Origin of the sequence: Paracoccus sanguinis, from assembly GCF_012689545.1 — a bacterium.
Classification (GTDB): domain Bacteria; phylum Pseudomonadota; class Alphaproteobacteria; order Rhodobacterales; family Rhodobacteraceae; genus Paracoccus; species Paracoccus panacisoli.
The window spans coordinates 55,911-82,120 of record NZ_CP051542.1; the positions used below are offsets into that span (position 1 = coordinate 55,911).

28 protein-coding genes and 1 other RNA gene are annotated in these 26,210 nt (G+C 70.8%); 25 read left to right on the forward strand and 4 right to left on the reverse strand.

Annotation, left to right across the window (positions count from 1 at the left end; all coding sequences use genetic code 11):
* Window positions 1–23: 23 nt before the first annotated feature.
* The 7 genes from benC to HGN31_RS00320 all read left to right on the forward strand — a co-directional run bounded on the left by benC (window position 24) and on the right by HGN31_RS00320 (window position 6,683).
* Window positions 24–1,070: a benzoate 1,2-dioxygenase electron transfer component BenC gene (gene benC, locus HGN31_RS00290; protein ID WP_168781963.1), complete on the forward strand. Its 1,047-nt coding sequence runs from the start codon at window positions 24–26 to the stop codon at window positions 1,068–1,070.
* Window positions 1,067–1,861: a benzoate diol dehydrogenase BenD gene (gene benD / locus HGN31_RS00295; RefSeq protein ID WP_168781964.1), complete on the forward strand. Its 795-nt coding sequence runs from the start codon at window positions 1,067–1,069 to the stop codon at window positions 1,859–1,861. The genes benC and benD overlap by 4 nt, the downstream gene beginning before the upstream one ends.
* 44 nt (window positions 1,862–1,905) lie before the next feature.
* On the forward strand, window positions 1,906–3,231 hold the full coding sequence (locus HGN31_RS00300; protein ID WP_168781965.1) for an MFS transporter: 1,326 nt from the start codon (window positions 1,906–1,908) through the stop codon (window positions 3,229–3,231).
* Between the two features lie 58 nt (window positions 3,232–3,289).
* Window positions 3,290–3,466 carry a hypothetical protein gene (locus HGN31_RS00305; protein WP_168781966.1) on the forward strand — a complete coding sequence of 59 codons (177 nt, stop codon included), beginning with the start codon at window positions 3,290–3,292 and terminating at the stop codon, window positions 3,464–3,466.
* The gene (locus tag HGN31_RS00310; RefSeq protein WP_168781967.1) at window positions 3,463–4,332 is read left to right on the forward strand and encodes a 3-oxoadipate:acetyl-CoA acetyltransferase; all 870 of its coding nucleotides are present in this window, start codon (window positions 3,463–3,465) and stop codon (window positions 4,330–4,332) included. Before HGN31_RS00305 ends, HGN31_RS00310 begins: the two co-directional genes overlap by 4 nt.
* 443 nt (window positions 4,333–4,775) lie before the next feature.
* The gene (gene dusA, locus HGN31_RS00315; protein ID WP_168781968.1) at window positions 4,776–5,753 is read left to right on the forward strand and encodes a tRNA dihydrouridine(20/20a) synthase DusA; all 978 of its coding nucleotides are present in this window, start codon (window positions 4,776–4,778) and stop codon (window positions 5,751–5,753) included.
* A 123-nt stretch (window positions 5,754–5,876) separates the two neighbouring features.
* Window positions 5,877–6,683: a sulfite exporter TauE/SafE family protein gene (locus tag HGN31_RS00320; protein WP_043131112.1), complete on the forward strand. Its 807-nt coding sequence runs from the start codon at window positions 5,877–5,879 to the stop codon at window positions 6,681–6,683.
* Here HGN31_RS00320 and mazG read toward each other — a convergent pair.
* Window positions 6,680–7,429, reverse strand: a complete 750-nt coding sequence (gene mazG / locus HGN31_RS00325; protein WP_244961179.1) for a nucleoside triphosphate pyrophosphohydrolase — start codon at window positions 7,427–7,429, stop codon at window positions 6,680–6,682. The two genes, HGN31_RS00320 and mazG, sit on opposite strands and share 4 nt — an antisense overlap.
* A gap of 149 nt (window positions 7,430–7,578) precedes the next feature.
* Between mazG and HGN31_RS00330 the strand changes: the two genes are divergently transcribed.
* The 13 genes from HGN31_RS00330 (at window position 7,579) to HGN31_RS00390 (ending at window position 17,788) form a co-directional block, all read left to right on the forward strand.
* Window positions 7,579–8,748: a M20 aminoacylase family protein gene (locus HGN31_RS00330; RefSeq protein WP_168781970.1), complete on the forward strand. Its 1,170-nt coding sequence runs from the start codon at window positions 7,579–7,581 to the stop codon at window positions 8,746–8,748.
* 303 nt (window positions 8,749–9,051) lie between these two features.
* Window positions 9,052–9,384 (forward strand): preprotein translocase subunit YajC, encoded by a 333-nt coding sequence (yajC, locus tag HGN31_RS00335; protein WP_036700706.1) that lies wholly within the window; start codon window positions 9,052–9,054, stop codon window positions 9,382–9,384.
* A 12-nt stretch (window positions 9,385–9,396) separates the two neighbouring features.
* Entirely contained in the window at window positions 9,397–11,061 is a 1,665-nt protein-coding gene (secD, locus tag HGN31_RS00340; RefSeq protein ID WP_168781971.1) for a protein translocase subunit SecD, read from the forward strand.
* A 12-nt stretch (window positions 11,062–11,073) separates the two neighbouring features.
* Window positions 11,074–12,069, forward strand: a complete 996-nt coding sequence (secF, locus tag HGN31_RS00345) for a protein translocase subunit SecF (protein ID WP_036700704.1) — start codon at window positions 11,074–11,076, stop codon at window positions 12,067–12,069.
* Window positions 12,069–12,422 (forward strand): Mth938-like domain-containing protein, encoded by a 354-nt coding sequence (locus HGN31_RS00350; protein ID WP_168781972.1) that lies wholly within the window; start codon window positions 12,069–12,071, stop codon window positions 12,420–12,422. Before secF ends, HGN31_RS00350 begins: the two co-directional genes overlap by 1 nt.
* On the forward strand, window positions 12,419–13,060 hold the full coding sequence (gene ccmA, locus HGN31_RS00355) for a heme ABC exporter ATP-binding protein CcmA (protein WP_244961065.1): 642 nt from the start codon (window positions 12,419–12,421) through the stop codon (window positions 13,058–13,060). Before HGN31_RS00350 ends, ccmA begins: the two co-directional genes overlap by 4 nt.
* Before the next feature lie 97 nt (window positions 13,061–13,157).
* Entirely contained in the window at window positions 13,158–13,814 is a 657-nt protein-coding gene (ccmB, locus tag HGN31_RS00360) for a heme exporter protein CcmB (protein ID WP_168781973.1), read from the forward strand.
* A gap of 44 nt (window positions 13,815–13,858) precedes the next feature.
* The gene (locus HGN31_RS00365; RefSeq protein ID WP_043131119.1) at window positions 13,859–14,584 is read left to right on the forward strand and encodes a heme ABC transporter permease; all 726 of its coding nucleotides are present in this window, start codon (window positions 13,859–13,861) and stop codon (window positions 14,582–14,584) included.
* A complete protein-coding gene (gene ccmD, locus HGN31_RS00370; RefSeq protein WP_244961067.1) occupies window positions 14,581–14,754 on the forward strand; it encodes a heme exporter protein CcmD in 174 nt (57 codons plus the stop codon). The genes HGN31_RS00365 and ccmD overlap by 4 nt, the downstream gene beginning before the upstream one ends.
* Window positions 14,747–15,292 carry a DsbE family thiol:disulfide interchange protein gene (locus HGN31_RS00375; RefSeq protein ID WP_036700695.1) on the forward strand — a complete coding sequence of 182 codons (546 nt, stop codon included), beginning with the start codon at window positions 14,747–14,749 and terminating at the stop codon, window positions 15,290–15,292. Before ccmD ends, HGN31_RS00375 begins: the two co-directional genes overlap by 8 nt.
* Window positions 15,293–15,490: 198 nt before the next feature.
* Complete coding sequence (locus HGN31_RS00380) at window positions 15,491–16,474, forward strand: sulfurtransferase (RefSeq protein WP_168781974.1); 984 nt, start codon at window positions 15,491–15,493, stop codon at window positions 16,472–16,474.
* Between the two features lie 4 nt (window positions 16,475–16,478).
* Complete coding sequence (locus HGN31_RS00385) at window positions 16,479–17,627, forward strand: YeeE/YedE thiosulfate transporter family protein (RefSeq protein ID WP_244961068.1); 1,149 nt, start codon at window positions 16,479–16,481, stop codon at window positions 17,625–17,627.
* Window positions 17,624–17,788: a hypothetical protein gene (locus HGN31_RS00390; protein ID WP_168781975.1), complete on the forward strand. Its 165-nt coding sequence runs from the start codon at window positions 17,624–17,626 to the stop codon at window positions 17,786–17,788. Before HGN31_RS00385 ends, HGN31_RS00390 begins: the two co-directional genes overlap by 4 nt.
* A 49-nt stretch (window positions 17,789–17,837) precedes the next feature.
* Here the strand turns inward: HGN31_RS00390 and HGN31_RS00395 are convergent, their stop codons facing one another.
* Both HGN31_RS00395 and acnA read right to left on the reverse strand, forming a co-directional pair.
* Entirely contained in the window at window positions 17,838–18,629 is a 792-nt protein-coding gene (locus HGN31_RS00395; RefSeq protein WP_168781976.1) for a calcium-binding protein, read from the reverse strand.
* Between the two features lie 144 nt (window positions 18,630–18,773).
* Entirely contained in the window at window positions 18,774–21,560 is a 2,787-nt protein-coding gene (gene acnA / locus HGN31_RS00400) for an aconitate hydratase AcnA (protein WP_168781977.1), read from the reverse strand.
* Window positions 21,561–21,859: 299 nt separating this feature from the next.
* Between acnA and HGN31_RS00405 the strand changes: the two genes are divergently transcribed.
* The 5 genes from HGN31_RS00405 to HGN31_RS00425 all read left to right on the forward strand — a co-directional run bounded on the left by HGN31_RS00405 (window position 21,860) and on the right by HGN31_RS00425 (window position 25,550).
* Window positions 21,860–22,984, forward strand: coding sequence for a DUF1223 domain-containing protein (locus tag HGN31_RS00405; RefSeq protein WP_168781978.1), 1,125 nt, complete (start codon window positions 21,860–21,862; stop codon window positions 22,982–22,984).
* 111 nt (window positions 22,985–23,095) lie between these two features.
* Window positions 23,096–23,512, forward strand: an RNA gene (rnpB, locus tag HGN31_RS00410) — RNase P RNA component class A.
* Window positions 23,513–23,654: 142 nt separating this feature from the next.
* Window positions 23,655–24,086 (forward strand): PAS domain-containing protein, encoded by a 432-nt coding sequence (locus tag HGN31_RS00415; protein WP_036700691.1) that lies wholly within the window; start codon window positions 23,655–23,657, stop codon window positions 24,084–24,086.
* A gap of 135 nt (window positions 24,087–24,221) precedes the next feature.
* Entirely contained in the window at window positions 24,222–24,389 is a 168-nt protein-coding gene (gene rpmG / locus HGN31_RS00420; RefSeq protein WP_036700690.1) for a 50S ribosomal protein L33, read from the forward strand.
* A gap of 246 nt (window positions 24,390–24,635) precedes the next feature.
* Window positions 24,636–25,550, forward strand: coding sequence for an alpha/beta fold hydrolase (locus HGN31_RS00425; RefSeq protein ID WP_168781979.1), 915 nt, complete (start codon window positions 24,636–24,638; stop codon window positions 25,548–25,550).
* On the opposite strand, the gene HGN31_RS00430 is transcribed toward HGN31_RS00425, so the two are convergent.
* Window positions 25,499–26,149 (reverse strand): inner membrane-spanning protein YciB, encoded by a 651-nt coding sequence (locus HGN31_RS00430; RefSeq protein WP_168781980.1) that lies wholly within the window; start codon window positions 26,147–26,149, stop codon window positions 25,499–25,501. The genes HGN31_RS00425 and HGN31_RS00430 overlap by 52 nt on opposite strands.
* Window positions 26,150–26,210: the final 61 nt, after the last annotated feature.

Here is a 26,210-nt window from a genome sequence, read left to right on the forward strand (position 1 = left end):
GCACCGGACCGAGGAGGGGTTCCATGTCCAGCTATACGATCGCGCTGAACTTCGAGGACGGGGTGACCCGCTTCATAGACTGCGGGGCGGGGGAAAAGGTGCTCGACGCCGCCTACCGCGCCAAGATCAACCTGCCGATGGATTGCTCGGACGGCGTCTGCGGCACCTGCAAGTGCCGGGCCGAGCGCGGCAGCTATGACCTGGGCGACGACTACATCGAGGACGCCCTGACCGAGGACGAGGCCGCCGAGGGGCTGGTCCTCACCTGCCAGATGACCGTCAGCAGCGACTGCGTGCTGGCGGTGCCGGTGCCGTCCACCGTCTGCAAGACCGGCCAGCAGAAGTTCGCCGCCACCGTCGCGCGCGTCGCGCCGCACAAGGACGCGGCGATCGTGCTGGAACTCGACGTGGACGGCGCGGCCCCGGTGTTCCTGCCCGGCCAGTACGTCAACATCGACGTGCCGGGCAGCGGCGATCACCGCAGCTATTCCTTCAGCACTGCGCCGGCCGAAGGGCGGGTGGGCTTCGTCATCAAGACCATCCCCGGCGGGCTGATGAGCGGCTGGCTGGCGCGCGCCGCGGTGGGCGACCGGATCGACCTGACCGGCCCCCTGGGCAGCTTCTACTTGCGCGAGCCGGTGCGGCCGCTTCTGTTCCTCGCCGGCGGGACCGGGCTGGCGCCGTTCCTGTCGATGCTCGAGGTGCTGGCGCGGGCGGGCTCGACGCAGAAGATCCACCTGATCTACGGCGTGACCTGCGACCTCGACCTGGTGCTCGAGGACGAGATCGCGGCCTATGCGGCACGCCTGCCGAACTTCACCTACAGCACCGTAGTGGCCGACGAGGCGTCGGCCCATCCGCGCAAGGGCTGGGTCACGCAGCACATGCCCGACGACCTGACCGATGGCGGTTTCGACCTCTATCTCTGCGGGCCGCCCGCGATGGTCGATGCGGTGCGCCGGCATCTCGACACGACCGGCGTCACGCCCGCGAACTTCCACTACGAGAAGTTCACCCCGAACGCCCCCGCCGGCGCGACCACCGCCACCGACACAGCGGACGCCGCATGAGCGGCGCCGTCTTTGCGGGCCGGTTCGCGGGCAAGGTGCTGGTCGTCACCGGCGCGGCCCAGGGCATCGGCCGGTCCGTGGCGCTGCGCGCCGCCGCCGAAGGCGGGCGCGTGCTGCTGGTGGACCGCGCCGACTTCGTGGCCGAGGTCGCGGCCGAGGCGGTCGGCAGCGCTGGCGAGGCCTCAGCCTTCACCGCCGATCTCGAGACCTACGCCGGGGCCGAGGCGGCCATGGCCCATGCGGTCGAGCGCTTCGGCGGCATCGACATCCTGATCAACAACGTCGGCGGCGCGATCCGGATGCGCCCCTTCGCGGCCTTCGAGCCCGAGCAGATCGACGCCGAGATCCGCCGCTCGCTGATGCCGACGCTCTACTGCTGCCGGGCGGTGCTGCCGCATCTCACCGCGCGGGGGGGCGGCACCATCGTCAACGTCTCGTCGAACGCCACCCGCGGCATCCACCGCGTGCCCTATTCGGCGGCCAAGGGGGGGATCAACGCCATCACTCAGTCGCTGGCGATGGAGCTGGCCGACCAGAACATCCGCGTGGTGGCCACCGCCCCCGGCGGCACCGAGGCCCCGCCCCGCCGCGTCCCCCGCAACGCCGAGGGCGACAGCGACGCCGAGCGCGCGTGGATGGCCGAGGTCGTGGCGCAGGTGAAGCAGTCGGCCTTTCTGCACCGCTACGGCACCATCGACGAACAGGTGGCGCCCATCCTGTTCCTCGCCTCGGACGAGGCGGGATACATCACCGGCAGCATCCTGCCGGTGGCCGGGGGCGATCTGGGCTGAAACGCCCGGTCCCCCAACGACCAACTGGGAGGAGGAAACCCCAAATGAGAACGCTTGACGTGGGCGCGGCCATCGACGCGCGCCCGTTCGGAGGCTTTCAGTGGATGGTCGTCGCGCTGTGCGGCGTCCTGCTGATCGTCGATGGCTACGACGTGTTTGTGGCGGGCACGGTGCTGCCCACGCTGATTGCGGAATGGGGGCTGACAAAGCCGCAGGCCGGGATGCTGCAGGCCTGGGCGCTGTTCGGCATGATGTTTGGCGCGCTGGGCTTCGGCTCGCTGGCGGACCGGATTGGCCGCAAGAAAGGCGTGGCAATCTGCTTTGGCCTGTTCACGGCGGCCACCGTCATCACCGGGTTCGCGCAAACGCCGGAGCAGTTCAAGATCGCCGGCTTCGTCGCGGGCCTGGGTTGCGGCGGGCTGATGCCGAACGCGGTCGCGCTGATGAACGAGTATGCACCCAAGCGCCTCCGCGGCACCATGGTGGCGATCATGTTCTCGGGCTACTCGCTGGGGGGCATGGTGGCCGCCGGGCTGGGCGTCTGGCTGATCCCGATTCACGGCTGGCGCCCGATGTTCTGGGTGGCGGCGCTGCCCCTTCTGATGCTGCCGCTGATCCTGTGGCGTCTGCCGGAATCGCTGGGCTTCCTGATCCGCGCCGGTCGGCACGACGAGGCGCGGCGCATCTTTGCCCGCATCGCCCCAGAAACCCCAGCCCATGTGGAGCTGGTCTATACCAACACCAAGAGCCGCTCGACCTCGGTGGCTGAGCTGTTCCGCCACAACCGCGCGCTTGGCACGCTCATGCTGTGGGTGGCGTTCTTCTGCTGCCTGCTGCTCGTCTATCTGCTGTCGTCCTGGCTGCCGAAGCTGCTGCAAGAGGTGGGCTATGCCGAACGCGCGAGCCTGCTGAGCCTGTTCTCGCTCAACTTCGGTGGCATGGTGGGCGCGATCCTGGGCGGCTGGATGGGCGACCGTTACGGTCTGCCGCGCGTGGTCGTGGGGTTCTTCGCCGCCGCCGCCCTCTCGATCGCGATGGTGGGCTTTGTCGCCTCGCCCGCCCTGCTGTTTGCGCTGATCTTCGTGGCGGGCGCCACGACCATCGGCACGCAGATCCTGCTCTATGCGAGCGTGGCGCAGCTCTACGATCTGCCGGTGCGGGGCGCGGGCCTCGGCTGGGCCTCGGGCGTGGGGCGGATCGGGGCCATCGTCGGCCCGACGTTGGGGGGCGTGCTGCTGGCCCAGCAACTGCCGCTGCGCGAGAACTTCCTGATCTTCGCGATCCCCGCCGGCGTCGCGGCACTGGCCATGCTCGTCTTTGCGCTGGCCAGCGCGCGCACCCGCGCCCCTGTCGTGGTGCCTGCGGAGTGACCTCGACCCGGCGCGGGGCCATTCCCTCGCGCCGGGCTTTCCCCTGGGAGAACCCATCATGCACGGCGTGACCGTGAATGGTGTTGACCTGCCAATCCGCGCCGATGGCCCGGCAGATGTCGGCCACCGCGCTCGGTTCGACCGGATTGCCAAGGGCGCTCACATTCTCTGCATCGAGGCGCCCGAGGCGCCGTCCCGCATCCTCACCCGCTTTCTGAGAGAGACGTCGCCATGACCACGCCCTGCATCATCTGTGTCGCGATCACCGGCAGTTTGCCGACCAAGGCCGACAACCCTGCGGTGCCGATCACGATCGCCGAACAGGTGGAGAGCACGCACGAGGCGTTCGAGGCAGGCGCCGCCATCGTCCACGCCCATGTGCGCGACGACGAAGGCCGCCCGAGCAGCGAACCCGACCGCTTCGCCCGACTGATGGAGGGGGTGCGGACGCATTGCCCCGGCATGATCGTGCAGCTCTCTACCGGGGGCCGTTCGGGGGCGGGACGGACGCGCGGGGGTATGCTGGGGCTGCGGCCCGACATGGCGTCGCTCAGCGTGGGCTCGAACAACTTCCCCACCCGCGTTTACGAAAACCCCCCGGATCTGGTGGACTGGCTGGCGTCCGAGATGATCGCCCACGAAGTGAAGCCCGAGATCGAGGCATTCGATCTGTCCCACATCCTCAAGGCGCACGAAATGTGGCAGCGCGGGCAGATCGCCGCGCGACCCTATGTCCAGTTCGTCATGGGCGTGAAGAACGCGATGCCGGTCGATCGCGACGTGTTCGACTACTACATCCGCACCGTTCATCGGCTGGTCGGGCCCGACGCGCCCTGGTGCGCGGCGGGCATCGGGGCGCATCAGGTCACGCTGAACGACTGGTCCATCGGTGCGGGCGGTCACGCGCGCACGGGTCTCGAGGACAACGTCCGTCTGGACCGCAAGACGCTTGCGCCGTCGAACGCCGCGCTGGTGCGCCGGACGGCCGAGATCGCGGCGCGCCACGGCCGCCCCGTCGCCACGCCCGCACAAGCGCACGAGATTCTGGGTCTCGGTCAGGTGCACCGCGAACAGCTCATGGTGGTGGGTGCGCATGGATGAATTTGTCGTTCCCTGGGTGACGACAGTGTCGCGAAGGCTGTAAAAGCTGGCATCCCCACCGAATGGCGGGATTGAGATCGCCGACCGGCGACCCAAGCGGCGATGACGAGATCGGCTGACCGAGATCAGTGAACGCTCGTCGTCGAGCCACGGTCGGAAGTGGGTCGTCTGAAAGCGCGATCCACAGATCGCAGCGCCACCCGGTCAAGATACGACGAGATAGTCAGCCGCATTTCTCGGACGCATCCGCCCTGCGCAGGGCTTGAGCATAGGCAAGGAAGGCCGGTTGTCGCCCGGACGGCGATCGAATACAGCGAAGCCCTCCTGCAAGGGTCCAGACGCCTGCTTGCGGCTAAGTGGCTTCGGACAAGACGGCGCGGAATCGGAGACAACGAGCAAGCACCGAAAGGCCTAGTATGCTGGAAATCCCTGAAAAAGAAGGAATGTCCAGCATTTCCCTCGCTGCCCGCCTGAGCGTGGCGCCGATGATCGACTGGACCGACCGTCAATGCCGCGGCTTCCACCGGCTGCTCTCTCGTCGGGCGCTGCTCTACACCGAGATGATCACCGCCCCGGCGATCCTGCATGGCGACCGCGACCGGCTGCTCGGCCATGACGGCGACGGGCCGGTGGCGCTGCAGATCGGCGGTTCGGACCCCGCGCAGCTGGCCGAAGCCGCGCGCATCGGCGCGGATTACGGCTACGACGAGATCAACCTCAACGTCGGCTGCCCCAGCGACCGGGTGCAGTCGGGCTGCTTCGGCGCGGTGCTGATGAAGTCGCCCGACCTCGTCGCCGCCTGCGTCGCGGCGATGCAGGCGGCCTCGCCGGTCGAGGTCACGGTGAAATGCCGCATCGGCGTGGACGAGCAGGAGCCCGCCGAGGTCCTGCCCGCCTTCCTCGCCACGCTCGAGGCGGCCGGTGTCCGCCGGGTCATCGTCCACGCCCGCAAGGCCTGGCTCGAGGGGCTGAGCCCGCGCGAGAACCGCGAGATCCCGCCGCTCGACTATCCGCTGGTCCACGCGATGAAGGCGGCCTTTCCCGGCCTGCACCTGTCGATCAACGGCGGCATCGCCTCGCTGGCCGAGGCCGAGGCGCAGCTGGCGGTGATGGACGGGGCGATGATCGGCCGCGCCGCGTATCACGAGCCCTGGGCCATCCTCGGCGCGGCGGACCGGCTATGGGGCGAGGCGCCGCCGCTCGCCTCTCCCGTCGCCGCGGCCGAGGCGATGCGCGAGGTGCTGGCCCGCCACCTCGCCGCCGGCGGGCGGATGCACCAGATCACCCGGCACATGCTCGGGCTCTTCCACGGCCGCCCCGGCGCGCGGCAGTGGAAGCGCATCCTGTCCGAGCGCGCGTCGCAGGGCACACTCGCCGACTATGACGCGGCGCTCGCGGCGGTCAGCTTGGACGCGGCCTGAGCGCCGGCGTCGGGGCGCGACGCGCCATCCCACCACCGGACCCTGCGGCAGGCCCCGCCGCGCCCGCTGGCGCCGCCCGCGCCGCGGCGCTAAGCGGGCGCGACGCAACAACGGACGACCGTCATGACCGAACTTCTGCCTTATGTCGCAGCCCTCCTGGCGGCGGGCGCCTTTGCCGGCATCCTCGCCGGGCTTCTGGGCGTCGGCGGCGGCATCGTCCTCGTCCCCGCCTTCGCGGCGATCCTGACGGCGGCGGGCTATGGGGCGGGCGACCTCATGCAGGTCTGCCTCGCCACCTCGCTGTCGACGATCTTCGTGACCTCGATCCGCTCGGTGCTGGCCCACAACCGCAAGGGGGCGGTGGACTGGGACATCCTGCGGGCCTGGGCGCCGTGGATCATGCTCGGCGCGATCGTCGGCGTGTGGCTCGTCTCGCGGCTCTCGACCCAGCAGCTCAAGGCGATCTTCGGGGTGCTGGTGCTCTGCGTGGCGAGCTTCATGCTGATCAGCCGCGCCGACTGGCGGCTGGCCGACACACCGCCCGAGGGCGCGCGCCGCGCCGCCCTCGGCGGCACCGTGGGGCTGGTGGGCGTGCTGCTGGGGATCGGCGGCGGGTCACTGGGGGTGCCGATGCTGACGCTGCACGGGCGGCCGATGCACCGCGCGGTGGCGACCTCGGCGGGGTTCGGGGCGGTGATCGCGCTGCCCTCGGTGCTGGCGTTCCTGTTCGTGCCCGCCGCCGGGGCGCCGCCCGGCACCATCGGCTCGGTCAACCTGCCGATCTTCGCGCTGACCATCGCGATGACGCTGCTGACCGCGCCCATCGGGGCGAACCTCGCGCATGGGACTGACGCGCGGCGGCTGCGGCGGATCTTTGCCGTGTTCCTGCTCGCCGTGGGCCTGAACATGCTGCGGAAGGCGCTGCTCTAGCCCGCGCGCTCCGCCGCCTTGGCAGCATCCCAGAGCGCGTCCATCTCGGCCAACGTCGAGTCCTCGGGGCGGCGGCCGTCCGCGGCCAGCGCCGCCTCGATGGCGGCGAAGCGGCGGGTGAACTTGGCGTTCGCGTCGCGCAGCGCGGCCTCGGGGTCGATGTCGAGGTGGCGGGCGAGATTGGCCATCACGAACATCAGGTCGCCGAATTCCTCGGCCCGGTGGGCGGGGTCGGTGGCGGCGCGCAGCTCGGCGGTCTCCTCGGCGAGCTTGTCGAGCACCTCGTCGGCCGAGGGCCAGTCGAACCCCACCCGCGCCGCGCGGTTCTGCAGCTTGATCGCCCGCGTGAGCGCCGGCAGGCCAAGCGCCACGCCGTCGAGCACGCCCTTCTCGGCCTTGGCGGCGCGCTCGGTGGCCTTGATCGCCTCCCAGTCCTTCACCTGCTGGGCGGCGGACTTGTCGCGCGATTCGGTGCCGAAGACGTGCGGATGCCGCGCCACCAGCTTGTCCGAAATGGCGCGGGCCACGTCGGCAAAGCCGAACATCCCCGCCTCGTCGGCCATCTGGGCGTGGAAGACGACCTGCAGCAGCAGGTCGCCCAGCTCGCCCGGCAACTCGTCCCAAGCCTCGCGCGCGATGGCGTCGGCGACCTCGTGGGCCTCTTCGATGGTGTAGGGGGCGATCGAGGCGAAATCCTGCTCGATGTCCCAGGGGCAGCCCGTCTCAGGGTCGCGCAGCGCGGCCATGATCCCGATCAGCCGCGCCGTTTCGTCGGTGGCTGAGTTGGCCGCGGCCGTGGCGTCGGCGGTGTCTGCGGATCGGTCGGTCATGGACTTTCGCGCCCCGTTCGGTTCGAGTGCGGCCAAGAGACACAAGCACCCGGAAAGAGTCCACCATGCCCGTCCTGAACCGCATCGCCGGATACGCCGACGAGATGACCGCCTGGCGGCGGCATCTGCACCAGCACCCCGAGCTGCAGTTCGACCTCGGCGAGACCTCCGCCTTCGTCGCCGCCCGCCTGCGCGAGTTCGGGGTGGACGAGCTGCACGAAGGGATCGCGCAGACCGGCATGGTGGCGATCATCAACGGGCGCGGCGAGGGGCCGACCATCGGGCTCAGGGCCGACATGGACGCGCTGCCGATCATCGAGGCGACGGGGGCGGCCTATGCCTCGACCGTGCCGGGCAGGATGCACGCCTGCGGGCACGACGGGCACACCACGATGCTGCTCGGCGCGGCGAAGTATCTGGCCGAGACGCGCAACTTCTCGGGCCGCGTGGCGCTGATCTTCCAGCCCGCGGAAGAGGGCGGACGCGGCGCCAAGGTCATGGTGGACGAAGGCATCATGGAGCGCTTCGACATCGGCCAGGTGTTCGCGCTGCACAACTCGCCCAACGTGGCGCTGGGGTCGTTCCAGACCAACGGCGGGGCGCTGATGGCGGCGGTCGATGCCTTCGACATCCGCATCAAGGGCCGCGGCGGCCACGGGGCGATGCCGCACGAGACCGCCGACCCGGTGATCGCCGCGGTCGGCATCGTGCAGGCGCTGCAATCCATCGTCAGCCGCAACCACAAGGCCATCGACGACCTCGTGGTCTCGGTCACCCAGATCCACACCGGCTCGGCCCACAACGTCATCCCCGACGACGCCTGGATCAACGGCACGGTGCGCACTTTCGACCCCGCCGTGCAGGCAATGGTGATGCGCCGGATGGAGGAGATCGTCGCCGGACAGGCCGCGAGCTACGGGGTCGAGGCGGTGCTCGACTACCAGACGGGCGACCCGGCGACGGTCAACGACCCGGCCTGCGCGAGCTTTGCCGCGGGGGTCGCGGCCGAGGTCGCGGGGCTCGACATGGTCGACGGCGACTGCCCGCGCGAGATGGGGGCCGAGGATTTCAGCTACATGCTCGAGGCGCGGCCGGGGGCCTATGTCTTCATCGGCCAGGGGCCGGGGGCAGGGCTGCATCACCCCGCCTATGACTTCAACGACGAGATCGCGCCGATCGGGGCGAGTTTCTTTGCCCGCCTCGTCGAGCGTGCCCAGCCCGCCGCGGTGGGCTGAGCGGGCGCGGGTTGCCGGGCGACCTGCGGCCGTCGGTGCCGGGGGCGCTGCCCTCCGCGCCGTTCCGGCGCGTCCCCCGGGGTAATCGCGCCAGAAAGATGCCCCGACGCGGCGCCCCCTACGGCTGCGCCGCGCCCACGAAGGGGTAAGGCGGCGGGGCCACGGCGTTTCTGGACAAGCGCCGCCCGCCCGACTAGAACCCGCGCCAATTCGCGCTTTGCGCCCCGGCCGCGGCCCTGCCGCCGCGTGCCCGCGGATCATGCCCTGACCGGCCTCATGACCGGCCCCAGCTGAGGATCGCCCATGTTCGTCTCTCCTGCCTATGCCCAGGCTGCCGGCGCGCCCGGCGGCGCCGCCGCCTTCGCGCAGTTCGTCCCGCTGCTGCTGGTCTTCGTGATCATGTATTTCCTGATCCTGCGCCCGCAGCAGAAGAAGATGTCCCAGCACCGGGCGATGGTCGCGGCGTTGAAGAAGGGCGACCAGGTGATCACCCAGGGCGGGCTGATCGGCAAGGTCGTGGGCGTGCGCGACGACGAACTGGACGTCGAGCTGGCGCAGGGCGTGCGCGTCCGCGTCGTCCGGTCGAGCATCGCGCAGGTCGTGAACCGTACCGCGCCCGTCGCCGCCAACAGCTGAGCCGCCCCCATCATGCTGCAGATCCCGCTGTGGAAACGCATTGCGATCCTCGCCGTCGTGGCGCTGGCCTTCGTCTATGCGATGCCCAACCTGTTCTATTCCCGCGTCGAGGCCCATAACGACGCCCTCGTCGCGGCCGAGCGCGCCGGGTTCGAGACGCCCGAGCAGGCCGCCGCGCGCGGCCTCTGGCCGTCGTGGCTGCCGTCGAGCCTCGTCAACCTCGGGCTCGACCTGCGCGGCGGGGCGCATCTTCTGGGCGAGGTCCACACGGCCGACGTCTACAAGTCCCGCATGACCGCCCTCTGGCCCGAGCTGCGCGACGCGCTCGCGGCCGAGCGCGACACGCTCGGCGCCGTGCGCCGCGTGCCGGGCCCCGAGGACGAGCTGCGGGTCGAGATCGGCAACCCCGACCAGATGGCCCGCGCGGTCGAGATCGCCCGGACGCTCGCCGCGCCGGTGGTGTCGCTGACCGGCGCCGGGTCGTCGAGCCTCGACATCACGGCCAACGGGCCGACGATGATGATCAAGCTGTCGGACGCCGAGAAGGCCGCCACCGACGACCGCACCATCCAGCAGTCGCTCGAGATCGTGCGGCGCCGGGTGGACGAGGTCGGCACGCGCGAGCCGACGATCCAGCGCCAGGGCAAGGACCGCATCCTGATCCAGGTGCCGGGCATCGGCTCGGCCGAAGAGCTCAAGAAGCTGATCGGCACCACCGCCAAGCTGACCTTCAACCCGGTTGTCGGCCGCGGCACCGACCCGAACGCGCCGGCCGGCGTCGGCAACATCGTGGTCCCCTCGCTCGACGAGCAGGGCGTCTACTACACCATCGCCGAGGCCCCCGTGGTCACCGGCGAAGAGCTGACCGACGCGCGGCCCTCGTTCGACCAGAACGGCCAGCCCTCGGTCGACTTCCGCTTCAACCCGCAGGGCGCGCGCCGCTTCGGCGCCTATACCTCGGCCAACGTGGGCCAGCCCTTCGCCATCGTGCTCGACAACCAGGTGATCTCGGCGCCGGTGATCCGCGACGCGATCACCACCGGCTCGGGGCAGATCTCGGGTTCGATGGGCGTCGACGAGTCGAACCGCCTGGCCGTGCTGCTGCGCGCGGGCGCGCTGCCGGCCGAGATGACCTTCCTCGAGGAACGGACCATCGGGCCGGAACTGGGACAGGATTCGATCGACGCCGGCAAGATCGCGGCGGTCGTCGGGACCATCCTCGTCGTGGCCTACATCGTCGCCAGCTACGGGCTCTTCGGCGTCTTTGCCTCGATCGCGGTGATCGTGAACGTGGTGATGATCCTGGCCATCATGTCGGCGATGGGGGCGACCCTCACGCTGCCCGGCATCGCCGGCATCGTGCTGACCGTGGGCACCGCGGTCGACGCCAACGTCATCATCTACGAGCGCATCCGCGAGGAGCTGCGCGCCGGCAAGCGCGTCGCCGCCGCCATCGACAACGGCTTCAACGAGGCGATGAGCGCGATCATCGACGCCAACGTGACGACCTTCATCGCGGCGCTGGTGATGTTCTTCCTGGGATCGGGCCCGGTCAAGGGCTTCGCCGTGACGCTGACCATCGGCCTCGTGACCTCGGTCTTCACCGCGATCTTCCTCACCCGGTTGATGATCGTGCTGTGGCTCGACTGGCGCAAGCCCAAGACACTCGTTCTGTAAGGGGGGCGTGAGATGGCCTTTCGTCTGAAACTCGTTCCCGACGTCACCCACTACGACTTCTTCCGCTGGCAGAAGCTGACCTTCGGCATCTCGGCGGTGGCGATGATCGCCTCGGTGATCATCATCTTCCTGAACGGCTTCAACTTCGGCATCGACTTCAAGGGCGGCACGACGATCCGCGCCGAAAGCCCGACGGCCTTCGAGGTCTCGGACTACCGGCAGGCGCTCGGCGGGTTGAACCTCGGGGACGTCTCGATCACCGAGGTCTTCGACCCGTCCTTCGGCGCCGACCGGCACGTCGCCATGATCCGCATCGGCACCTCGGGCGAGACCGGCTCGGTCACCCCCGAAGAGCTGAACCAGGTCGAGGCGGCGCTGAAGACCGTCGACCCGCAGGTCCGCTTCGCCGCGGTCGAGTCGGTCGGGCCCAAGGTCTCGGGCGAGCTGATCAAGACCGCGCTATATGCCGTGGGCGCGGCGACGCTGGGGATCCTCTTCTACGTCTGGCTGCGGTTCGAGTGGCAGTTCGCGGTGGGCGGCGTGTTCGCGCTCGTCCACGACATCCTGCTGACGGCCGGCATCTTCTCGCTGTTCCAGATCAAGTTCGACCTCTCGACCATCGCGGCGCTGCTGACCATCCTCGGCTATTCGATCAACGACACCGTCGTGGTGTTCGACCGGCTGCGTGAGAACCTGATCAAGTTCAAGACGATGCCGCTGATCGAGGTGATGAACCTGACGGTGAACGAGACGCTGTCGCGCACCATCATGACGGCGGTGGCGACGGCGCTCGCGCTCGCCGCGCTGCTCGCGCTGGGGGGCGACGTGATCCGGGGCTTCGTCTTCGCGATGCTCTGGGGCGTGTTTGTCGGCTGCTACTCGACGATCTACGTGGCTAAGAACATCGTGCTGTGGCTCGGGGTCAAGCGGGACTGGTCGAAGCCCGAAAAGACCCCGGCGGGCGAGGTCAGCGACCTGGCCGGAACGCCGTTCCAGGACCGCCCCTGATGGCGATGAAGGAAACCGACTTCGCCGGCGCGGTCCCCGTGGACGGCTACGGCCCCGGTTTCTTTCGCGTCGGCGGCCGGCTGCACCACGGGCCGGTGATCGTGACCGCCGCGGGGCCGCGGCCCTGGGGCGGGCTGGACGACCTCGCCGCGCTCGAGGCGCTGGGGGGCACGGTGGACGTGCTGTTCCTCGGCATGGGCGCCGACCCCGCGCGGCCGCCCGCGGCGCTGTCGCAGGCGCTCGCCGCCGCTGGCCTCGCGGTCGAGCCGACCGCCACCCCCACCGCCGCGCGCAGCTACAACGTCACCCTGTCCGAGGGGCGGCGCGTCGCCTGCGCGCTTCTGCCGGTGTGACGGCGCCGCTGGTCACCGCCCACGACCTCGCCGTGTCCCGCGGCGGGCGGCGGGCGGTCGAACGCGTCGCCTTCACTCTCGCGCCGGGCGAGGCGCTGATCCTGCGCGGCCCGAACGGGATCGGCAAGACGACGCTGCTGCGCACCGTGGCCGGGCTTCAGCCCCCCGCCGCGGGCCGGATCGAGGCCGACCCCGACGCCATCGCCTATGCCGCCCACGCCGACGGGCTGAAGGGCGCGTTGACGGTGGCCGAGAACCTCGACTTCTGGCGCGCGGTGTTCGGCGGCCCGCCCATCGGCCCGGCGCTCGAGGCCATGAACCTTGCCGCGCTGGCCGAGCGTCCCGCGGCGATGCTCTCGGCCGGGCAGAAGCGCCGGACCGGGCTGGCGCGGCTGATGGTCACCGGCCGCGCGGTCTGGGTGCTGGACGAGCCGACCGTCTCGCTCGACGCCGACTCGGTGGCGCTCTTCGCCCGGGTGGTGCGCGGCCACCTCGCCGCCGGCGGGGCGGCGCTGGTGGCGACCCACATCGACCTCGGCCTGCCCGAGGCGCGCATCCTCGACCTCGCCCGCTTCCGCGCCGACCCGGACCGCCCGACCGACCGCGCCCCGGCGAGCTTCGACGAGGCCTTCGCATGACCGCCGCCCGCACCCGTGCACGACCCGCGCGCCGGTCCGCTGTTTCTTTCTGGGACGAATACCCCATCCGGCCCCGCTACCCCCATGAGGCGCGGCCATGAAAGCGCTGCTTCTGCGCGACCTCGCGCTCGCCACCCGGGCGGGCGGCGGCTTCGGGCTCGGCCTCGCGTTCTTCCTGATCCTCTGCACCCTCGTCCCCTTCGGCGTCGGCCCCGAGGGCGGGACGCTCGCCCGCATCGCCCCCGGCATCCTCTGGGTCGGCGCGCTGCTCGCCTGCCTGCTGTCGCTCGACCGCCTGTTCGCGCTGGATTGGGAGGATGGGAGCCTCGACCTGCTCGCCACCTCTCCGCTGCCGCTCGAGGGGGCGGTGGGGATCAAGGCGCTCGCCCACTGGATCACCACCGGGCTGCCGCTGGTCGTGGCCGCGCCGCTCTTCGGCATCCTGCTGCACCTGCCCGGCGCGGCGCTGCCGTGGCTGGTGGCGGCGCTGCTGTTGGGCACCCCGGCGCTCTCGATGCTGGGCGCGTTCGGGGCCGCGCTCACCGTGGGGCTGCGGCGGGGCGGGCTGCTCATGTCGCTGCTGGTGCTGCCGCTCTACGTGCCCACGCTGATCTTCGGGGCCGAGGCGGTGCGACGTGGTGCCGCGGGGGCGGACGGGATGACCCCGCTGGTGCTGCTCGCCGGCATCAGCCTTGCGGTGCTGGCGGCCATCCCCTTTGCCGCCGCCGCGGCGCTGAGGGTCAACCTGCGGTGAGGAGGGGGCTTTCACCCCCCCGCGCGGACGGCTAGACAACCCGCATGTCGCTTTGGGAATACGCCAACCCGGTCAAGTTCATGCGCCTTTCGGGCGCGGTGCTGCCGTGGGTCACCGCCGCTGCTGCCGTGACGCTGGTCGGCGGGCTGATCTGGGGCTTTTCGGTGCCCGAGGACTACAAGCAGGGCGCGACCGTCAAGATCATGTTCCTGCACGTGCCCGCGGCGATGATGGCGATCAACATCTGGGTGATGATGCTCGTCACCTCGCTGATCTGGCTGATCCGCCGCCACCACGTCAGCGCACTCGCCGCCCGCGCCGCCGCCCCGGTGGGCGCGGTGATGACGGTGATCGCGCTCGTCACCGGGGCGGTCTGGGGCCAGCCGATGTGGGGCACCTGGTGGGAGTGGGACCCGCGCCTGACTTCGTTCCTGATCCTGTTCCTCTTCTACCTCGGCTACATGGCGCTCTGGGCGGCGATCGAGAACCCCGACAGCGCCGCCGACCTGACGGGCGTGCTGTGCCTCGTCGGCTCGGTCTTCGCGCTGCTCTCGCGCTACGCGGTCAACTTCTGGAACCAGGGGCTGCACCAGGGGGCGACGATCAGCGTCGCGCCGGGGGACCGGATCAGTTCGGTCTACAGCTACCCGCTTTATACCTGCATGGCCGGGTTCTTCCTGTTGTTCCTCGCCCTGCTGCTGGTCCGCACAAGGACCGAGATCCGCCGCCGCCGGACCGCGGCGCTGCTGGCGCGCGAGGTGCGGGGATGATCGTCGAACTCGGCAAATACGCCGTTCCGGTGCTGTCGGCCTGGGCGATCTCGCTGGCGCTGATCGTGGCGCTGGTGGTCCAGACGCTGGCCGCCAGCGCCCGCGCGCGGCGCGATCTCGAGCGGGTCGAGCCGCCCCGCAATCGCCAGCAGGAGTCGCGCCGTGGCTAGGATCTCACCCCTCGTCGCCCTGCCGCCGGTGCTGTTCGCCGGCCTCGCCGCGATGTTCTATTGGGGGATGGGCCGGGACGACCCGACCGCGATCCCGTCCACCCTGATCGGGCAAGAGGCGCCGGCGGTGCCCGCGACGACCCTGCCGGGCGCCACGCCGCTGACCGATGCCGACCTGCGCAGCGGCAAGGTGACGCTGGTCAACTTCTGGGCCAGCTGGTGCCCGCCCTGCCGGGCCGAGCATCCGACGCTGACCGCGCTCGCCGCCGAGGGCATCCCGGTGATGGGCATCGACCTCAAGGACCCCGAGCCGGCCGCGCAGCGGTTCCTCGCCGAGCACGGCAACCCCTTCGCCCGGCTCGCCACCGACCCGCAGGGGCGCGCGGCGATCGACTGGGGCGTGACCGCCCCGCCCGAGACCTTCATCCTCGACGCCGAGGGCAGGGTGCTCTACCGCCACGCCGGGCCGCTGATCCGCGAGGACTATACCAACCGCTTCCGTCCCGAGCTGGACAAGGCGCTCGCGGCGCAGAAATAAGGACAGCATTCGCGGCGGGGCCGGATCGGCGAGACGATTTTCGCCCGAGCCCGCTCATCGGCGAAGCATATCCGGGAAAACCGTCCTCAGGCGACGATCTGTCGGCCTGCCGGTCCCCCGTCCGACCCGTCGCGGGTTGGCGGGGCGGGCGGGGCTGCGTATCTCGACGCTCAACCCCGCTGACCCAGTGAGTGTCCCATGCGCTTCATCGCCCCGTTCCTGACTGCCGCTGCCGTGGCGCTGGCGGTCCCGGCGCTGGCCCAGACCGCGCCGGCCCCCACCGCACCCGTTTCCGCGACCCCGGCCGCCGAGGCGCCCCGCGCCCAGCACCTCGGGCCGCTCGTCACGCCCGCCGAACTGGCCGCGACCGACCGCGCGCCGCTGATCCTCGACATCCGCGGCGCGGACTACGCCAAGGGGCACATCCCCGGCGCGGTCGATGCGCCCTACAAGCTGTTCCGCGGGCCGACCGACAACCCCGGCCGCCCCGTTGCCCCCGAGCAGCTGCAGGCCACGCTCTCGCAGCTGGGGGTCGAACTCGACCGCCCGGTGGTCGTCGTCCATCAGGGCAGCGACCAGGACGACTTCGGCGCGGCCGCGCGGGTCTACTGGACGCTGAAATCCGCCGGGGTGCAGGACATCGCCATCCTGAACGGCGGCATGAACGGCTGGGCCGCCGCCGGCCAGCCGACCGAGACCACCCCGGTCACGCCCGCGCCCTCGCTGATCGAGATCACCTGGGACGACCGCTGGACCGCGACCGAGGCCGAGGTCGCGGCCATCGCCGCGGGCAAGGGCGATGCGGTGCTGCTCGACGCCCGCCCGCCGGGCTTCTACGAGGGGCGCCAGGCCCATGCCGCGGCCTCGGTGCCGGGGACCGTGCCGGGGGCCGAGAACGTGCCGCACACGGAATGGTTCGCGGGCAGCACGCCCGCCATTGCCCCGGCCGCCACCGCCGCGGACGTGGCCCGCGCGCTGGGGCTGAGCCCTGACCGCGAGATCGTCACCTTCTGCAACACCGGCCACTGGGCCGCGACCGAGTGGTTCGCGCTCTCGGAACTCGCCGGGCTGCCGGACGTGAAGATGTATCCCGAATCGATGGTCGGCTATACCCGGGGCGACCACGAGATCGCCAACCGGCCGGGGCTGGTCGAGAACCTGCTGCGGCAGATCAGGGGGTAAGCGCATGGTCGCTGTCACCAGCCAGATGGGCGCGCGCGAGGCGCCCGCCACCCCGCTCGTCCCCGGTCTCGCCAGCCGCAGCGCGGCGGTGGCGCTGGCGCTCGCGGCGCTGGCCGCCGTGGCGCTGTTCGTGGGCGCGCGCTTCGCGTTGCTGCTGGCCATCGGCCTCGGCTTCGGCATCACGCTCGAGGGGCTGCGCTTCGGCTTTGCCGGCCCGTGGCGGGCGCTGATCCTGCGCCGCGAGGCGGGGGGCGTGCTGGCGCAGATCCTTGCCATCGCGCTGACCGCGCTGGTTGCCATGCCGCTGATCGCCGCGAACCCGGGCGAGCTTTCCGGCGCCGCCGCGCCGATCGGCTGGGCAATGCTCGGCGGGGCCTTCGTCTTCGGCGCAGCGATGCAGGTGGTGCTGGGCTGCGGCTCGGGCACCCTCGTCAACGCGGGCAGCGGCAACCCGGTCGCAGTCGTGGCGCTGCCGTTCTTCGCCCTCGGCAGCTTCCTCGGGTCGTTCTCGCTCGTCTGGTGGACGAACCTCGGGTCGCTGCCGGTGGTGGTGCTGGGCGGGGCGAGCGGCCTCGGGATCACGCTGGCGCTGCTGGCGGTGCTCGCGGCGGTGGTGCTGGCCGTGGCCGCGCCCGGGCATCGGCGCATTCCCGGCCGCTGGATCGCGGCGGCGGGGCTGCTGGCCGCGCTGGCGCTGGCGAACCTCGTCGTCTCGGGCCAGCCCTGGGGCGTGGTCTACGGCCTCGGCCTTTGGGGGGCCAAGGCGGCCGCGAGCCTCGGCGTCGACCTCAGCGCGTCGGCCTTCTGGTCGGCGCCGGGGAACGCGGCGCGGGTGACGCAGAGCGTGCTGACCGACATCACCTCGCTCACCGCCTTCGGCACCATCCTCGGGGCGATGCTCGTGGCCTTCTGGCGGGGCGGGCTGGCGCAGCGCCTGCCGGACCTGCCGGCGCGGGCATGGGTCGCCACCGTCGTCTCGGGGCTGCTGCTCGGCTACTCCTCGCGGCTCGCGTTCGGCTGCAACGTGGGGGCGCTGTTCTCGGGCATCTCGACCGGCAGCCTGCACGGCTGGGCATGGCTGGTGATGGGCTTCGCCGGGTCGGCGGTCGGTGTCCGGCTGCGCCCCTGGCTCGGGATGGAGGGGCGGCAATGACCCGTCGCGTGATGGCTGCCCTGTGCCTTGCCGGGCTCGCCGCGCTGATCGGCGCGGACCTCGCGGCCGCGCCGCCCAATCCCTACCGCGCCCCGGCCATGCTGGCCCTCGGCTCGGGAGCGGTGGCGAGCGGGGGGTTCTGCGGCGCGCTGCCGCGCTGACGGAGGGCGCGCACCGCTTGCAGGTGCGCGCCCCCTTGGGTGAGCCGACTTACCAGTTGAAGTCGTCGGACCCGAGATCGCCGAGCCGGGTCCACTCGATCCGCAGCACGTCCGCGCCATGCCGGAACTCGACATGGTTGCCGGCCTGCACGAGATGCGCGCGCACGTCCGCATAGCTGTCGAGGCCCGCGAAGCTGCGCAGGTCGATCACGTCGTCGTCGCTGTCGAAGTTGCGCACCGTGTCGAGACCGGCGGTGAAGACGAAGCGGTCGTCGCCCTCGCCGCCGCGCAGCATGTCGTTGCCCGCGCCGCCGTTCAGGTAGTCGCTGCCCTCGCCCGCGGCAAGGTCGTCGTTGCCGAGCCCGCCGATCAGCGTGTCGTTGCCCGCGCCGCCGATCAGGATGTCGTGGCCGGCGCCCGCGTCGATGCGGTCGTCGCCCTCGAGCCCGAAGATCCGGTCGCCCCCGGCGCCCGCGCTGACGATGTCGTTGCCTTCGCCGGCGTTGATGGTGTCGGACCCGGTCCCCGAGCGGATCGTGTCGTTGCCTTCGCCGGCGTTGATCAGGTTGTTGCCGTCGCCGCCGTCCAGCATGTCGTTGCCGCTTTCGTCGGTGATCCGGTCATTACCGGCCCCGCCCCACACCCGATCCTCGCCCTTGCCGGCCACGATGATGTCGTCGCCGTTCTCGCCCCAGATGCTGTCGTGGTCGTCGCCGCCATAAATCGTGTCGTTGCCGGCCCGGCCGTAGATCCGGTCGTCCCCGTCGAACCCGCGGATCAGGTCCGCCCAGGCGGTGCCATAGAGGGTGTTGTTCTCGTTGGTGCCGTTGATGGTAGCCATCGGTCAGATCCCTTGCTGCATGAACACTGGAAGAACCGTCACGCTGGCACGGGGCGCGCGGGCCGCGCAATTCAACATTTGCCCAAGCGAATGTGAAAAGGGGCCCCGCCTGGGGGCCCCTTCGATCCTCAGCCCGGCGCGGGCTCAGCTCTTGGCGAGGTTCCGCAGCACGTAGTGCAGCACGCCGCCGTTCTTCAGATACTCGATCTCGACCTCGGTATCGACGCGGGCCTTGAGGTCAACGGTCTTCTCGGTCCCGTCGGCATAGCGGATCGTCGCCGGCACGATCTTGAGCGGCTTGAAGTCGTCCGCGAGCCCGTGGATCGAGATCACCTCGGCGCCGGTCAGCCCCAGGGTCTTGCGGGTGTCGCCCCCAGTGAACTCGAACGGGATCACCCCCATGCCGACGAGGTTCGAGCGGTGGATGCGCTCGAAGCTTTCGGCGATGACCGCCTTGACGCCCAGGAGGTTGGTGCCCTTGGCCGCCCAGTCGCGGCTCGAGCCGGCGCCGTACTCGACGCCGCCCACCACGACCAGCGGGGTGCCGGCCTGCTGATAGGCCATCGCCGCGTCGTAGATCGAGGTCTCGTCGCCGTCAGGCCCCTTGGTGTAGCCGCCCTCGACTCCCTCGAGCATCTCGTTCTTGATGCGGATGTTGGCGAAGGTGCCGCGCATCATGATCTCGTGGTTGCCGCGGCGCGAGCCGTAGCTGTTGAAGTCGGCGGGCGCGACCTGACGCTCGGTCAGGTATTTCCCGGCCGGAGTGGTCGGTTTGAACGAGCCCGCGGGCGAGATGTGGTCGGTGGTGATCATGTCGCCCAGCACCGCCAGCACCCGCGCGCCCTCGATGTCGGTGATGACGCCCGGCTCGCGGTTCATGCCCTGGAAGTAGGGCGGGTTCTGGATGTAGGTCGAGGTCGCCGGCCAGTCATAGGTCTCGCTGTCGGTGGTCTCGACCGCCTGCCAGCGCTCGTCGCCCTTGAACACGTCGGCATATTTCGACTGGAACATCTCGCGGGTGACGACCTTGTGGACGAGGTCCGAGACCTCGGCCGAGGTCGGCCAGATGTCCTTGAGGAACACGTCGCGGCCGTCCTTGTCCTGGCCGATCGGCTCGCGGGTGATGTCGATGTTCATGTCGCCCGCGATGGCATAGGCCACCACCAGCGGCGGGCTGGCGAGGTAGTTGGCGCGCACGTCGGGCGAGATCCGCCCCTCGAAGTTGCGGTTGCCCGACAGCACCGACACGGCGACGAGGTCGTTCTCGGCGATCGCCTTGCTGATCTCGGGCTCGAGCGGGCCCGAGTTGCCGATGCAGGTCGTGCAGCCGAAGCCCACGAGGTTGAACCCCAGCGCGTCGAGATCGTCCTGCAGCCCGGCAGCGTCGAGATATTCCGCCACCACCTGCGACCCGGGGGCGAGCGAGGTCTTGACCCACGGCTTGCGGGTCAGCCCCAGCGCCCGCGCCTTCCGCGCGACGAGCCCCGCGGCCATCAGCACATAGGGGTTCGAGGTGTTGGTGCACGACGTGATCGCCGCGATCACCACCGAGCCGTCGTTGAGGGTGAAGTCGCGGCCCTCGACGGGGGCGCCGAACAGCTCGGCCCCGCCGCGGTTGCCGCCCGGGATCTGGTCCGACGAGGGCGACGGCGCGCCGCCTTCCTCGGTCATCTCGAACTTCTGCTCTTTCGGGACCGACGGGGCGGGCTTCAGCCCCTCGATATAGGCCTTGAAGGTCTGCGCCGCGGCGTCGAGCGCCACGTGGTCCTGCGGCCGCTTGGGACCGGAGATGGCCGGCACCACGTCGCCCAGGTCGAGCGACAGGGTCGAGGTATAGACCGGCTCATAGGCCGCGTCGCGCCACAGGCCGTTGGCCTTGGCATAGGCCTCGACCAGCGCGATGCGGTCCTCGTCGCGGCCGGTCTGGCGCAGGTAGCGCAGCGTCTCGTCATCGACGGGGAAAAAGCCGCAGGTGGCGCCGTATTCGGGGGCCATGTTGGCGATGGTCGCGCGGTCGGCCAGCGGCATGTTGTCGAGGCCGGCGCCGTAGAACTCGACGAACTTGCCGACCACCTTGTGGTCGCGCAGCATCTTGACGACCTTGAGCACGAGGTCGGTCGCGGTCACGCCTTCCTTGAGCGCGCCGGTGATCTTGAAGCCCACGACCTCGGGGATCAGCATCGACACGGGCTGGCCCAGCATCGCCGCCTCGGCCTCGATCCCGCCAACGCCCCAGCCGAGCACCGCAAGGCCGTTGACCATGGTGGTGTGGCTGTCGGTGCCGACCAGCGTGTCGGGATAGGCCACGGTCTTGCCGTCCTGATCGGTGTCGGTCCAGACGGTCTGGGCCAGATACTCGAGGTTCACCTGGTGGCAGATGCCGGTCCCGGGCGGCACCACGCGGAAGTTGTTGAACGCGCCCTGGCCCCATTTCAGGAACTGATAGCGTTCCATGTTGCGGTCGTATTCCAGATCGACGTTGCGCTGGAAGGCGCGCGGGGTGCCGAACTCGTCCACCATCACCGAGTGGTCGATGACCAGATCGACCGGGTTCAGCGGGTTGATCTTCTGCGCGTCGCCGCCAAGCGCCTTGATCCCGTCGCGCATCGCGGCGAGGTCCACGACCGCCGGAACGCCAGTGAAGTCCTGCATCAGCACGCGGGCCGGACGATAGGCGATCTCGCGGTCCGACTTGCCGCCGTCCTGCGCCCACTGAGCAAAGGCCTTGATGTCGTCCACGCTGACGGTGAAGCCGTCATCCTCGAAGCGCAGCATGTTCTCGAGCACGACCTTGAGGGCCGCGGGCAGGCGCGAGAAGTCGCCCAAGCCCGCCTCGGTCGCGGCCGGGATCGAGTAATAGGCGTAGGTCGCGCCGCCCGCGGAAAGCTCGCGGCGGGTCTTGGCGGTGTCGGTTCCGGTGACGATCGGCATGGCTGTCCTTTCAACGGTGGAGAGCTGGCGGGAGGGCGGGTCTGCGCCCCGATTGCCCCGATCCGCCGCGCAGCGCAAGCGCTGCATGGCGGGTCGGCGGCCTCCGGGGTGCGTCTTTGTATGCCATAGTATACATTTTGCGCGGGCGCTGCAAGCGCGGCATTGCCGCGGGGCCGAACCGTGGCGGCGGGGTGCGACCGGGACGCCGAACATCGCGGGTGCGGCGCACACGCCACAGCGCGCGGGTCTAACGAAGCGTTGATTTGGCCGCTCCGACGAATTGGTCCTAAAGACAGGCCATGTCCTGCGCCGCGCCGACCCCACTCCGCCACCCCGTCCCGACTTCGCGGCTGGCCTGCGCCCCGTCATCGGGCCCCTCCGCCGGGCCGGGCCGGACGCCGCTCAAGGCGCTGGCACTCGCGCTGTCGGTGCTGCTCGTCTCGCTGACCGCGGCGCCGCACCCGCTCTCTGCCGACCCATTCGACGGCGCGCCGGGGCAGGAGCAGGTGGGCGACGCGCCCGACACCGGCGACTTCGATCCCGGCTTCGACCCGGGCGACATGGGTGACGCCGTCGATCCCGGCGACATCGCGGTGATCGAGGCCCCCGACGACAACGGCTACACCGTCCCGGGCGAGGGGTTCGTCGAGGACATGCCGATGGGCGGAGAGGGCTTTGCCCTCGTCCCAGAGCGTGCCGATCCGATGCGCGGACAGGCCGCCCCGGCGCCCCGCGCGGCGATGGCGCGCAGCATCGCGGCGCCGGTGGTGGTCGAGCTCTTCACCGCGCAGGGCTGCTCGACCTGCCCGGTGGCGGATGCGCTGCTGGCCGGGCTCGCCGACCTGCCGGGCGTGCTGCCGCTCAGCTGGCACGTGGACTACTGGGACTATCTCGGCTGGACCGACAATTTCGCCGACCCCCGCCACACCACCCGGCAAGAGGGCTACGCCGCCGCCGCCGGCGAGCGCGGGGTCTATACGCCGCAGATCATCGTGGACGGGCAGGACACGCTGATCGGCGTCGGCCGGATGGGGCTGCTCGCCCTCATCGACGAACATGCGAGCCGCCCGCCCGCCGTCATGGTCACCGCGGCCGAGGACGGCGGCAACCCGGTGATCGACCTGACCCCCCGGGCGGCGATCCCCGGCGGCGTGGACGTGCTGCTGGTCCGCTACCTGCCCGAGCGCAAGGTGCGGATCGACGGCGGCGAGAACCGCGGCCACTCGATCCTCTACCGCAACATCGTCGTGGGGGTCGAAAAGCTGAGCGCCTGGCCGGCCCGCACCCCGCTGCGCCTGACCGTGCGGCCGGGCACCATGGCAAGCCGCGGCTACCCCGCCGACACCCGCCACGCGATCCTCGTCCAGCAGCCGCTGCGCGGCGGGCGCCCCGGTCCGATCCTCGCGGCGCTGCGGCTCGACTGACGGGGCAGGGGGCCGCTTGCCCCCGCCGTCCGTGCTCATGGATCATTCGACCGCCCGAGCGGTGAGGCCGCGCTTGACCGGGGCCGCCGCCCCCCCTATCTCGGCGCCTGCGCGGATGGCTGGATGACCGCGGGCGGGCCGACCTTCGGGGCGGGGCCGCGCGAGGAAAGTCCGGGCTCCATGCAGGCACGGTGCCGGGTAACGCCCGGCGGGGGCAACCCCAGGGAAAGCGCCACAGAGAAGAGACCGCCAGCGGCCAGGCCCCTTCGGGGTACCAGCCGCAGGCAAGGGTGAAACGGTGGGGTAAAAGCCCACCGCGGGACGGGCAACCGGACCGGCACGGCAAGCCCCACCGGGAGCAATGCCGAATAGGGATCGCGCGCGGGGGCAACCCCGCAGGGCCGCCTGCGCCCCAGCAGATCCGGGTTGGCAGCTTGAGCCCGTCAGCAATGGCGGGCCGAGAGGAATGGTCATCCAGAGGGGTGCAAGCCCCTTGGACAGAACCCGGCTTACAGGCCGTCCGCGCGTTTCCCACTCCTGCCCGGCCCCGCACGCGACCGCCCGAGTCGCGGCGGCAGACCGACTGATGAAAATTGTGTCTGTCGGTTCCGCAACTCATGCTAAAGTTGCAGGGATTGTCGTACCCATTTTCAGTTTCGCGAGGGATTCCATGCTGCCGCACCCCGAATCCGTCCTGCGCGATGCCATCCCGGTCGACCTGGCCGCCGGCCTCGCGCTGTCCTCCACCCCCGGCGCCGACCGCGGCACGCGGCTGGCGCTCGCGCTCATGCGCCACATGGTCCAGCCGGTGATCCTGATGGACCCAGATGGCCGCGTGACCCAGCTCAACCCCGCTGCGCAGTCGCTGCTGATGCCGGGTGAGCCGGGGCGGTTCGGCCCCGGCGGCCGCTTCTGGTGGCAGCTCTGGCCCCACGCCGATGGGCTCGCCCTGCGCGGCGCGCTGGCCGAGGCGGCGGGCGGCGAGACGGTGCGCGTCACGCTCGACTGCCGCCGTGCGGTCGCCTCGACCGCGGTGCTGGTGCCGATCGAGGATGCGGGCGGGGGCGTCGCCAAGGTCATGTGCCTGCTCAGGGCGCGCTGAGGGCGTTTTCGGCGGCATTTCGAGCCGAATCCGGTTGACACCCGGGTGGGCACGCTTAAAAGGCGGGCTTCACAGATTAGGACGGGGTAATCGGACAGCGGCCCAGAGGCCCGCCCCGCAGCAGGAGCAGGACCAATGGCGAAGCCGACGACGATCAAGATCCGTCTGAACTCGACGGCGGGAACCGGGCACTTCTACGTCACCAAGAAGAACGCCCGCACGATGACCGAGAAGATGACGGTCAACAAGTACGACCCCGTCCTCCGCAAGCACGTCGAGTACAAGGAAGGCAAGATCAAGTAAGATCGCCCCCTTTTGAGACGACCCGACCGCGCCCGGCCCTGCCGCGGCGCGGTTTTCCGTTTTGGGGCCATGCACCATCCCTGCGCCGTTCGTGCAACGTTCGTGCGATGTTCGTGCACGGTTCATGCGAACGACCCGGCGCATGGCAGGCGTCACGCCCCCTCCGTCACCCGACCGTCACCCGCGCGTCATGCTGCGGTTGCGAAATCCGCGCAGCCTCGGCGCAGGAGATCGACGAGGTGCGACATGGCGCTGGTCAGGATCGACAGCGGGGCTCCGGTCCCTGCGGAGTTGTGGCGCCGCGCCGAGACGCTGCCCCCGGACCGGCCCGTGGTGGTGATGATCCACGGCTACCGCTTCACCCCGTCCGTCCCCGACCGCTCGCCCCATCACCACATCCTGTCGCTCACCCCCGATCCGGGCGCGCGCCGGGCGCTGTCCTGGCCCGCGGCGCTCGGGTTCAGCGCCGAGGGGAGCGAGGGGCTGGGCGTGGCGCTTGGCTGGGACAGCTGCGGCGGGCTGAGGGCGGTGCATGGGCGGGCGGCCGAGGTCGGGGCTGAACTCGCCGCGCTGATCGACCGGCTCGCGCTCGCGGCGCGGCGGCCAGTGGCGCTGATCGGCCATTCGCTCGGCGCCCGGGTGGCGCTGGCAGCGCTGGGGCGCGCCGCGCCGGGAGCGGTGGGGCGGGTCGTGCTGCTCGCCGCGGCCGAGCTGCGCCCGCGGGCCGAGGCGGCCATCGCCAGCCCAGCCGGGATGCTGGCCGAGGTCGTCAACGTCACCTCGCGCGAGAACGACCCGTTCGACCTCGCGCTCGAGCTGATCCTGTCGGCCGGGCGGCATCGGGCCCTGGGGTTCGGGCTCGGCCAGCCGCGGCGGAACTGGGTGGACCTGCAGATCGACGATGCGGCGACGCTCGCGAGCCTGGGGCGGCTGGGGTTCGCGATCGACCCGCGCGCGAGCCGCGCCTGCCACTGGTCGCCCTATCTGCGCGCCGGGCTCTTCGACCTGTGGCGCTGCGTGCTCTGCACGCCCGCCGCGCTGCCGCTGCCGCTGCTGGCGGCGGCGGGGCCAGCGCGGCCGGCGCGGCGCTGGTCGCGGCTGATGGCGCCTCAGCGCGGGGTGCCGTCCTCGCCCGCGTTCTCCTCGGGGATCAGTGCGTAGCGCTGGATCAGCGGGACGTTGGCCATCAGGAAAACGAAGGTCAGCGCGATCAGACCCACGGTCTTGAACAGCACCCAGGTGGTGTCGGACTGGGTGCGCCAGATGATCTCGTTGAGGACCGCAAGGGTCAGGAACAGCCCGGTCATCCTGAGGGTCAGGCGCCGCCAGCCCTCGGGGGCGAGCGGCACCATCTCGCCCATCGCCAGCGCCAGCCAGTTGCGGCGCAGCACGAGGCCGAGGCCGAGCATCCCGGCCAGCAGCAGGTAGATGAAGGTCGGCTTCATCTTGATGAACCGCTCGTCATTGAGCCAGATCGTCAGCCCGCCGAAGATCACCACGATCACCAGCGTGACCAGCTGCATGACCGAGAGCTTGCGGGTGCGTGCCCAGAGCACGGCGTTGGCGGCGATGGTGAGCGGCACGAACACCAGCGTGGCGACGATCAGCCCGGGATAGCTCTGCCCGCCCCAATGCACGGTGCGGTCACGATAGAGCAGGAACACGACGAGGAAGGCCACGAGCGGGCCGTAGTCGAGCGCCAGCTTGAGGCTGTGGGGCAGGGGCGCGCGCGGGGCGGAGGCGGGGGTGCGATCGGTCATGGCGGGGGTTTTCGCGCAAGCGTGGCCAAGGGGCAAGCGGAAGCGGCGAGCGGCGACGCCG

What these genes read in the sequence shown, in the direction of transcription:
- HGN31_RS00395 (WP_168781976.1), bottom strand. Translation starts at nt 18,629, where the DNA reads ATGGCTACCATCAACGGCACCAACGAGAACAACACCCTCTATGGCACC.
- acnA (WP_168781977.1), bottom strand. Translation starts at nt 21,560, where the DNA reads ATGCCGATCGTCACCGGAACCGACACCGCCAAGACCCGCCGCGAGCTT.
- HGN31_RS00365 (WP_043131119.1), top strand. Translation starts at nt 13,859, where the DNA reads ATGTCGCTTTGGGAATACGCCAACCCGGTCAAGTTCATGCGCCTTTCG.
- secD (WP_168781971.1), top strand. Translation starts at nt 9,397, where the DNA reads ATGCTGCAGATCCCGCTGTGGAAACGCATTGCGATCCTCGCCGTCGTG.
- HGN31_RS00350 (WP_168781972.1), top strand. Translation starts at nt 12,069, where the DNA reads ATGGCGATGAAGGAAACCGACTTCGCCGGCGCGGTCCCCGTGGACGGC.
- HGN31_RS00425 (WP_168781979.1), top strand. Translation starts at nt 24,636, where the DNA reads ATGGCGCTGGTCAGGATCGACAGCGGGGCTCCGGTCCCTGCGGAGTTG.
- benD (WP_168781964.1), top strand. Translation starts at nt 1,067, where the DNA reads ATGAGCGGCGCCGTCTTTGCGGGCCGGTTCGCGGGCAAGGTGCTGGTC.
- HGN31_RS00330 (WP_168781970.1), top strand. Translation starts at nt 7,579, where the DNA reads ATGCCCGTCCTGAACCGCATCGCCGGATACGCCGACGAGATGACCGCC.
- secF (WP_036700704.1), top strand. Translation starts at nt 11,074, where the DNA reads ATGGCCTTTCGTCTGAAACTCGTTCCCGACGTCACCCACTACGACTTC.
- HGN31_RS00385 (WP_244961068.1), top strand. Translation starts at nt 16,479, where the DNA reads ATGGTCGCTGTCACCAGCCAGATGGGCGCGCGCGAGGCGCCCGCCACC.
- yajC (WP_036700706.1), top strand. Translation starts at nt 9,052, where the DNA reads ATGTTCGTCTCTCCTGCCTATGCCCAGGCTGCCGGCGCGCCCGGCGGC.
- HGN31_RS00380 (WP_168781974.1), top strand. Translation starts at nt 15,491, where the DNA reads ATGCGCTTCATCGCCCCGTTCCTGACTGCCGCTGCCGTGGCGCTGGCG.
- HGN31_RS00310 (WP_168781967.1), top strand. Translation starts at nt 3,463, where the DNA reads ATGACCACGCCCTGCATCATCTGTGTCGCGATCACCGGCAGTTTGCCG.
- HGN31_RS00320 (WP_043131112.1), top strand. Translation starts at nt 5,877, where the DNA reads ATGACCGAACTTCTGCCTTATGTCGCAGCCCTCCTGGCGGCGGGCGCC.
- dusA (WP_168781968.1), top strand. Translation starts at nt 4,776, where the DNA reads ATGTCCAGCATTTCCCTCGCTGCCCGCCTGAGCGTGGCGCCGATGATC.
- HGN31_RS00300 (WP_168781965.1), top strand. Translation starts at nt 1,906, where the DNA reads ATGAGAACGCTTGACGTGGGCGCGGCCATCGACGCGCGCCCGTTCGGA.
- HGN31_RS00405 (WP_168781978.1), top strand. Translation starts at nt 21,860, where the DNA reads ATGTCCTGCGCCGCGCCGACCCCACTCCGCCACCCCGTCCCGACTTCG.
- HGN31_RS00305 (WP_168781966.1), top strand. Translation starts at nt 3,290, where the DNA reads ATGCACGGCGTGACCGTGAATGGTGTTGACCTGCCAATCCGCGCCGAT.
- HGN31_RS00390 (WP_168781975.1), top strand. Translation starts at nt 17,624, where the DNA reads ATGACCCGTCGCGTGATGGCTGCCCTGTGCCTTGCCGGGCTCGCCGCG.
- HGN31_RS00415 (WP_036700691.1), top strand. Translation starts at nt 23,655, where the DNA reads ATGCTGCCGCACCCCGAATCCGTCCTGCGCGATGCCATCCCGGTCGAC.
- benC (WP_168781963.1), top strand. Translation starts at nt 24, where the DNA reads ATGTCCAGCTATACGATCGCGCTGAACTTCGAGGACGGGGTGACCCGC.
- mazG (WP_244961179.1), bottom strand. Translation starts at nt 7,429, where the DNA reads ATGGCCGCGCTGCGCGACCCTGAGACGGGCTGCCCCTGGGACATCGAG.
- rpmG (WP_036700690.1), top strand. Translation starts at nt 24,222, where the DNA reads ATGGCGAAGCCGACGACGATCAAGATCCGTCTGAACTCGACGGCGGGA.
- ccmD (WP_244961067.1), top strand. Translation starts at nt 14,581, where the DNA reads ATGATCGTCGAACTCGGCAAATACGCCGTTCCGGTGCTGTCGGCCTGG.
- ccmB (WP_168781973.1), top strand. Translation starts at nt 13,158, where the DNA reads ATGAAAGCGCTGCTTCTGCGCGACCTCGCGCTCGCCACCCGGGCGGGC.
- HGN31_RS00430 (WP_168781980.1), bottom strand. Translation starts at nt 26,149, where the DNA reads ATGACCGATCGCACCCCCGCCTCCGCCCCGCGCGCGCCCCTGCCCCAC.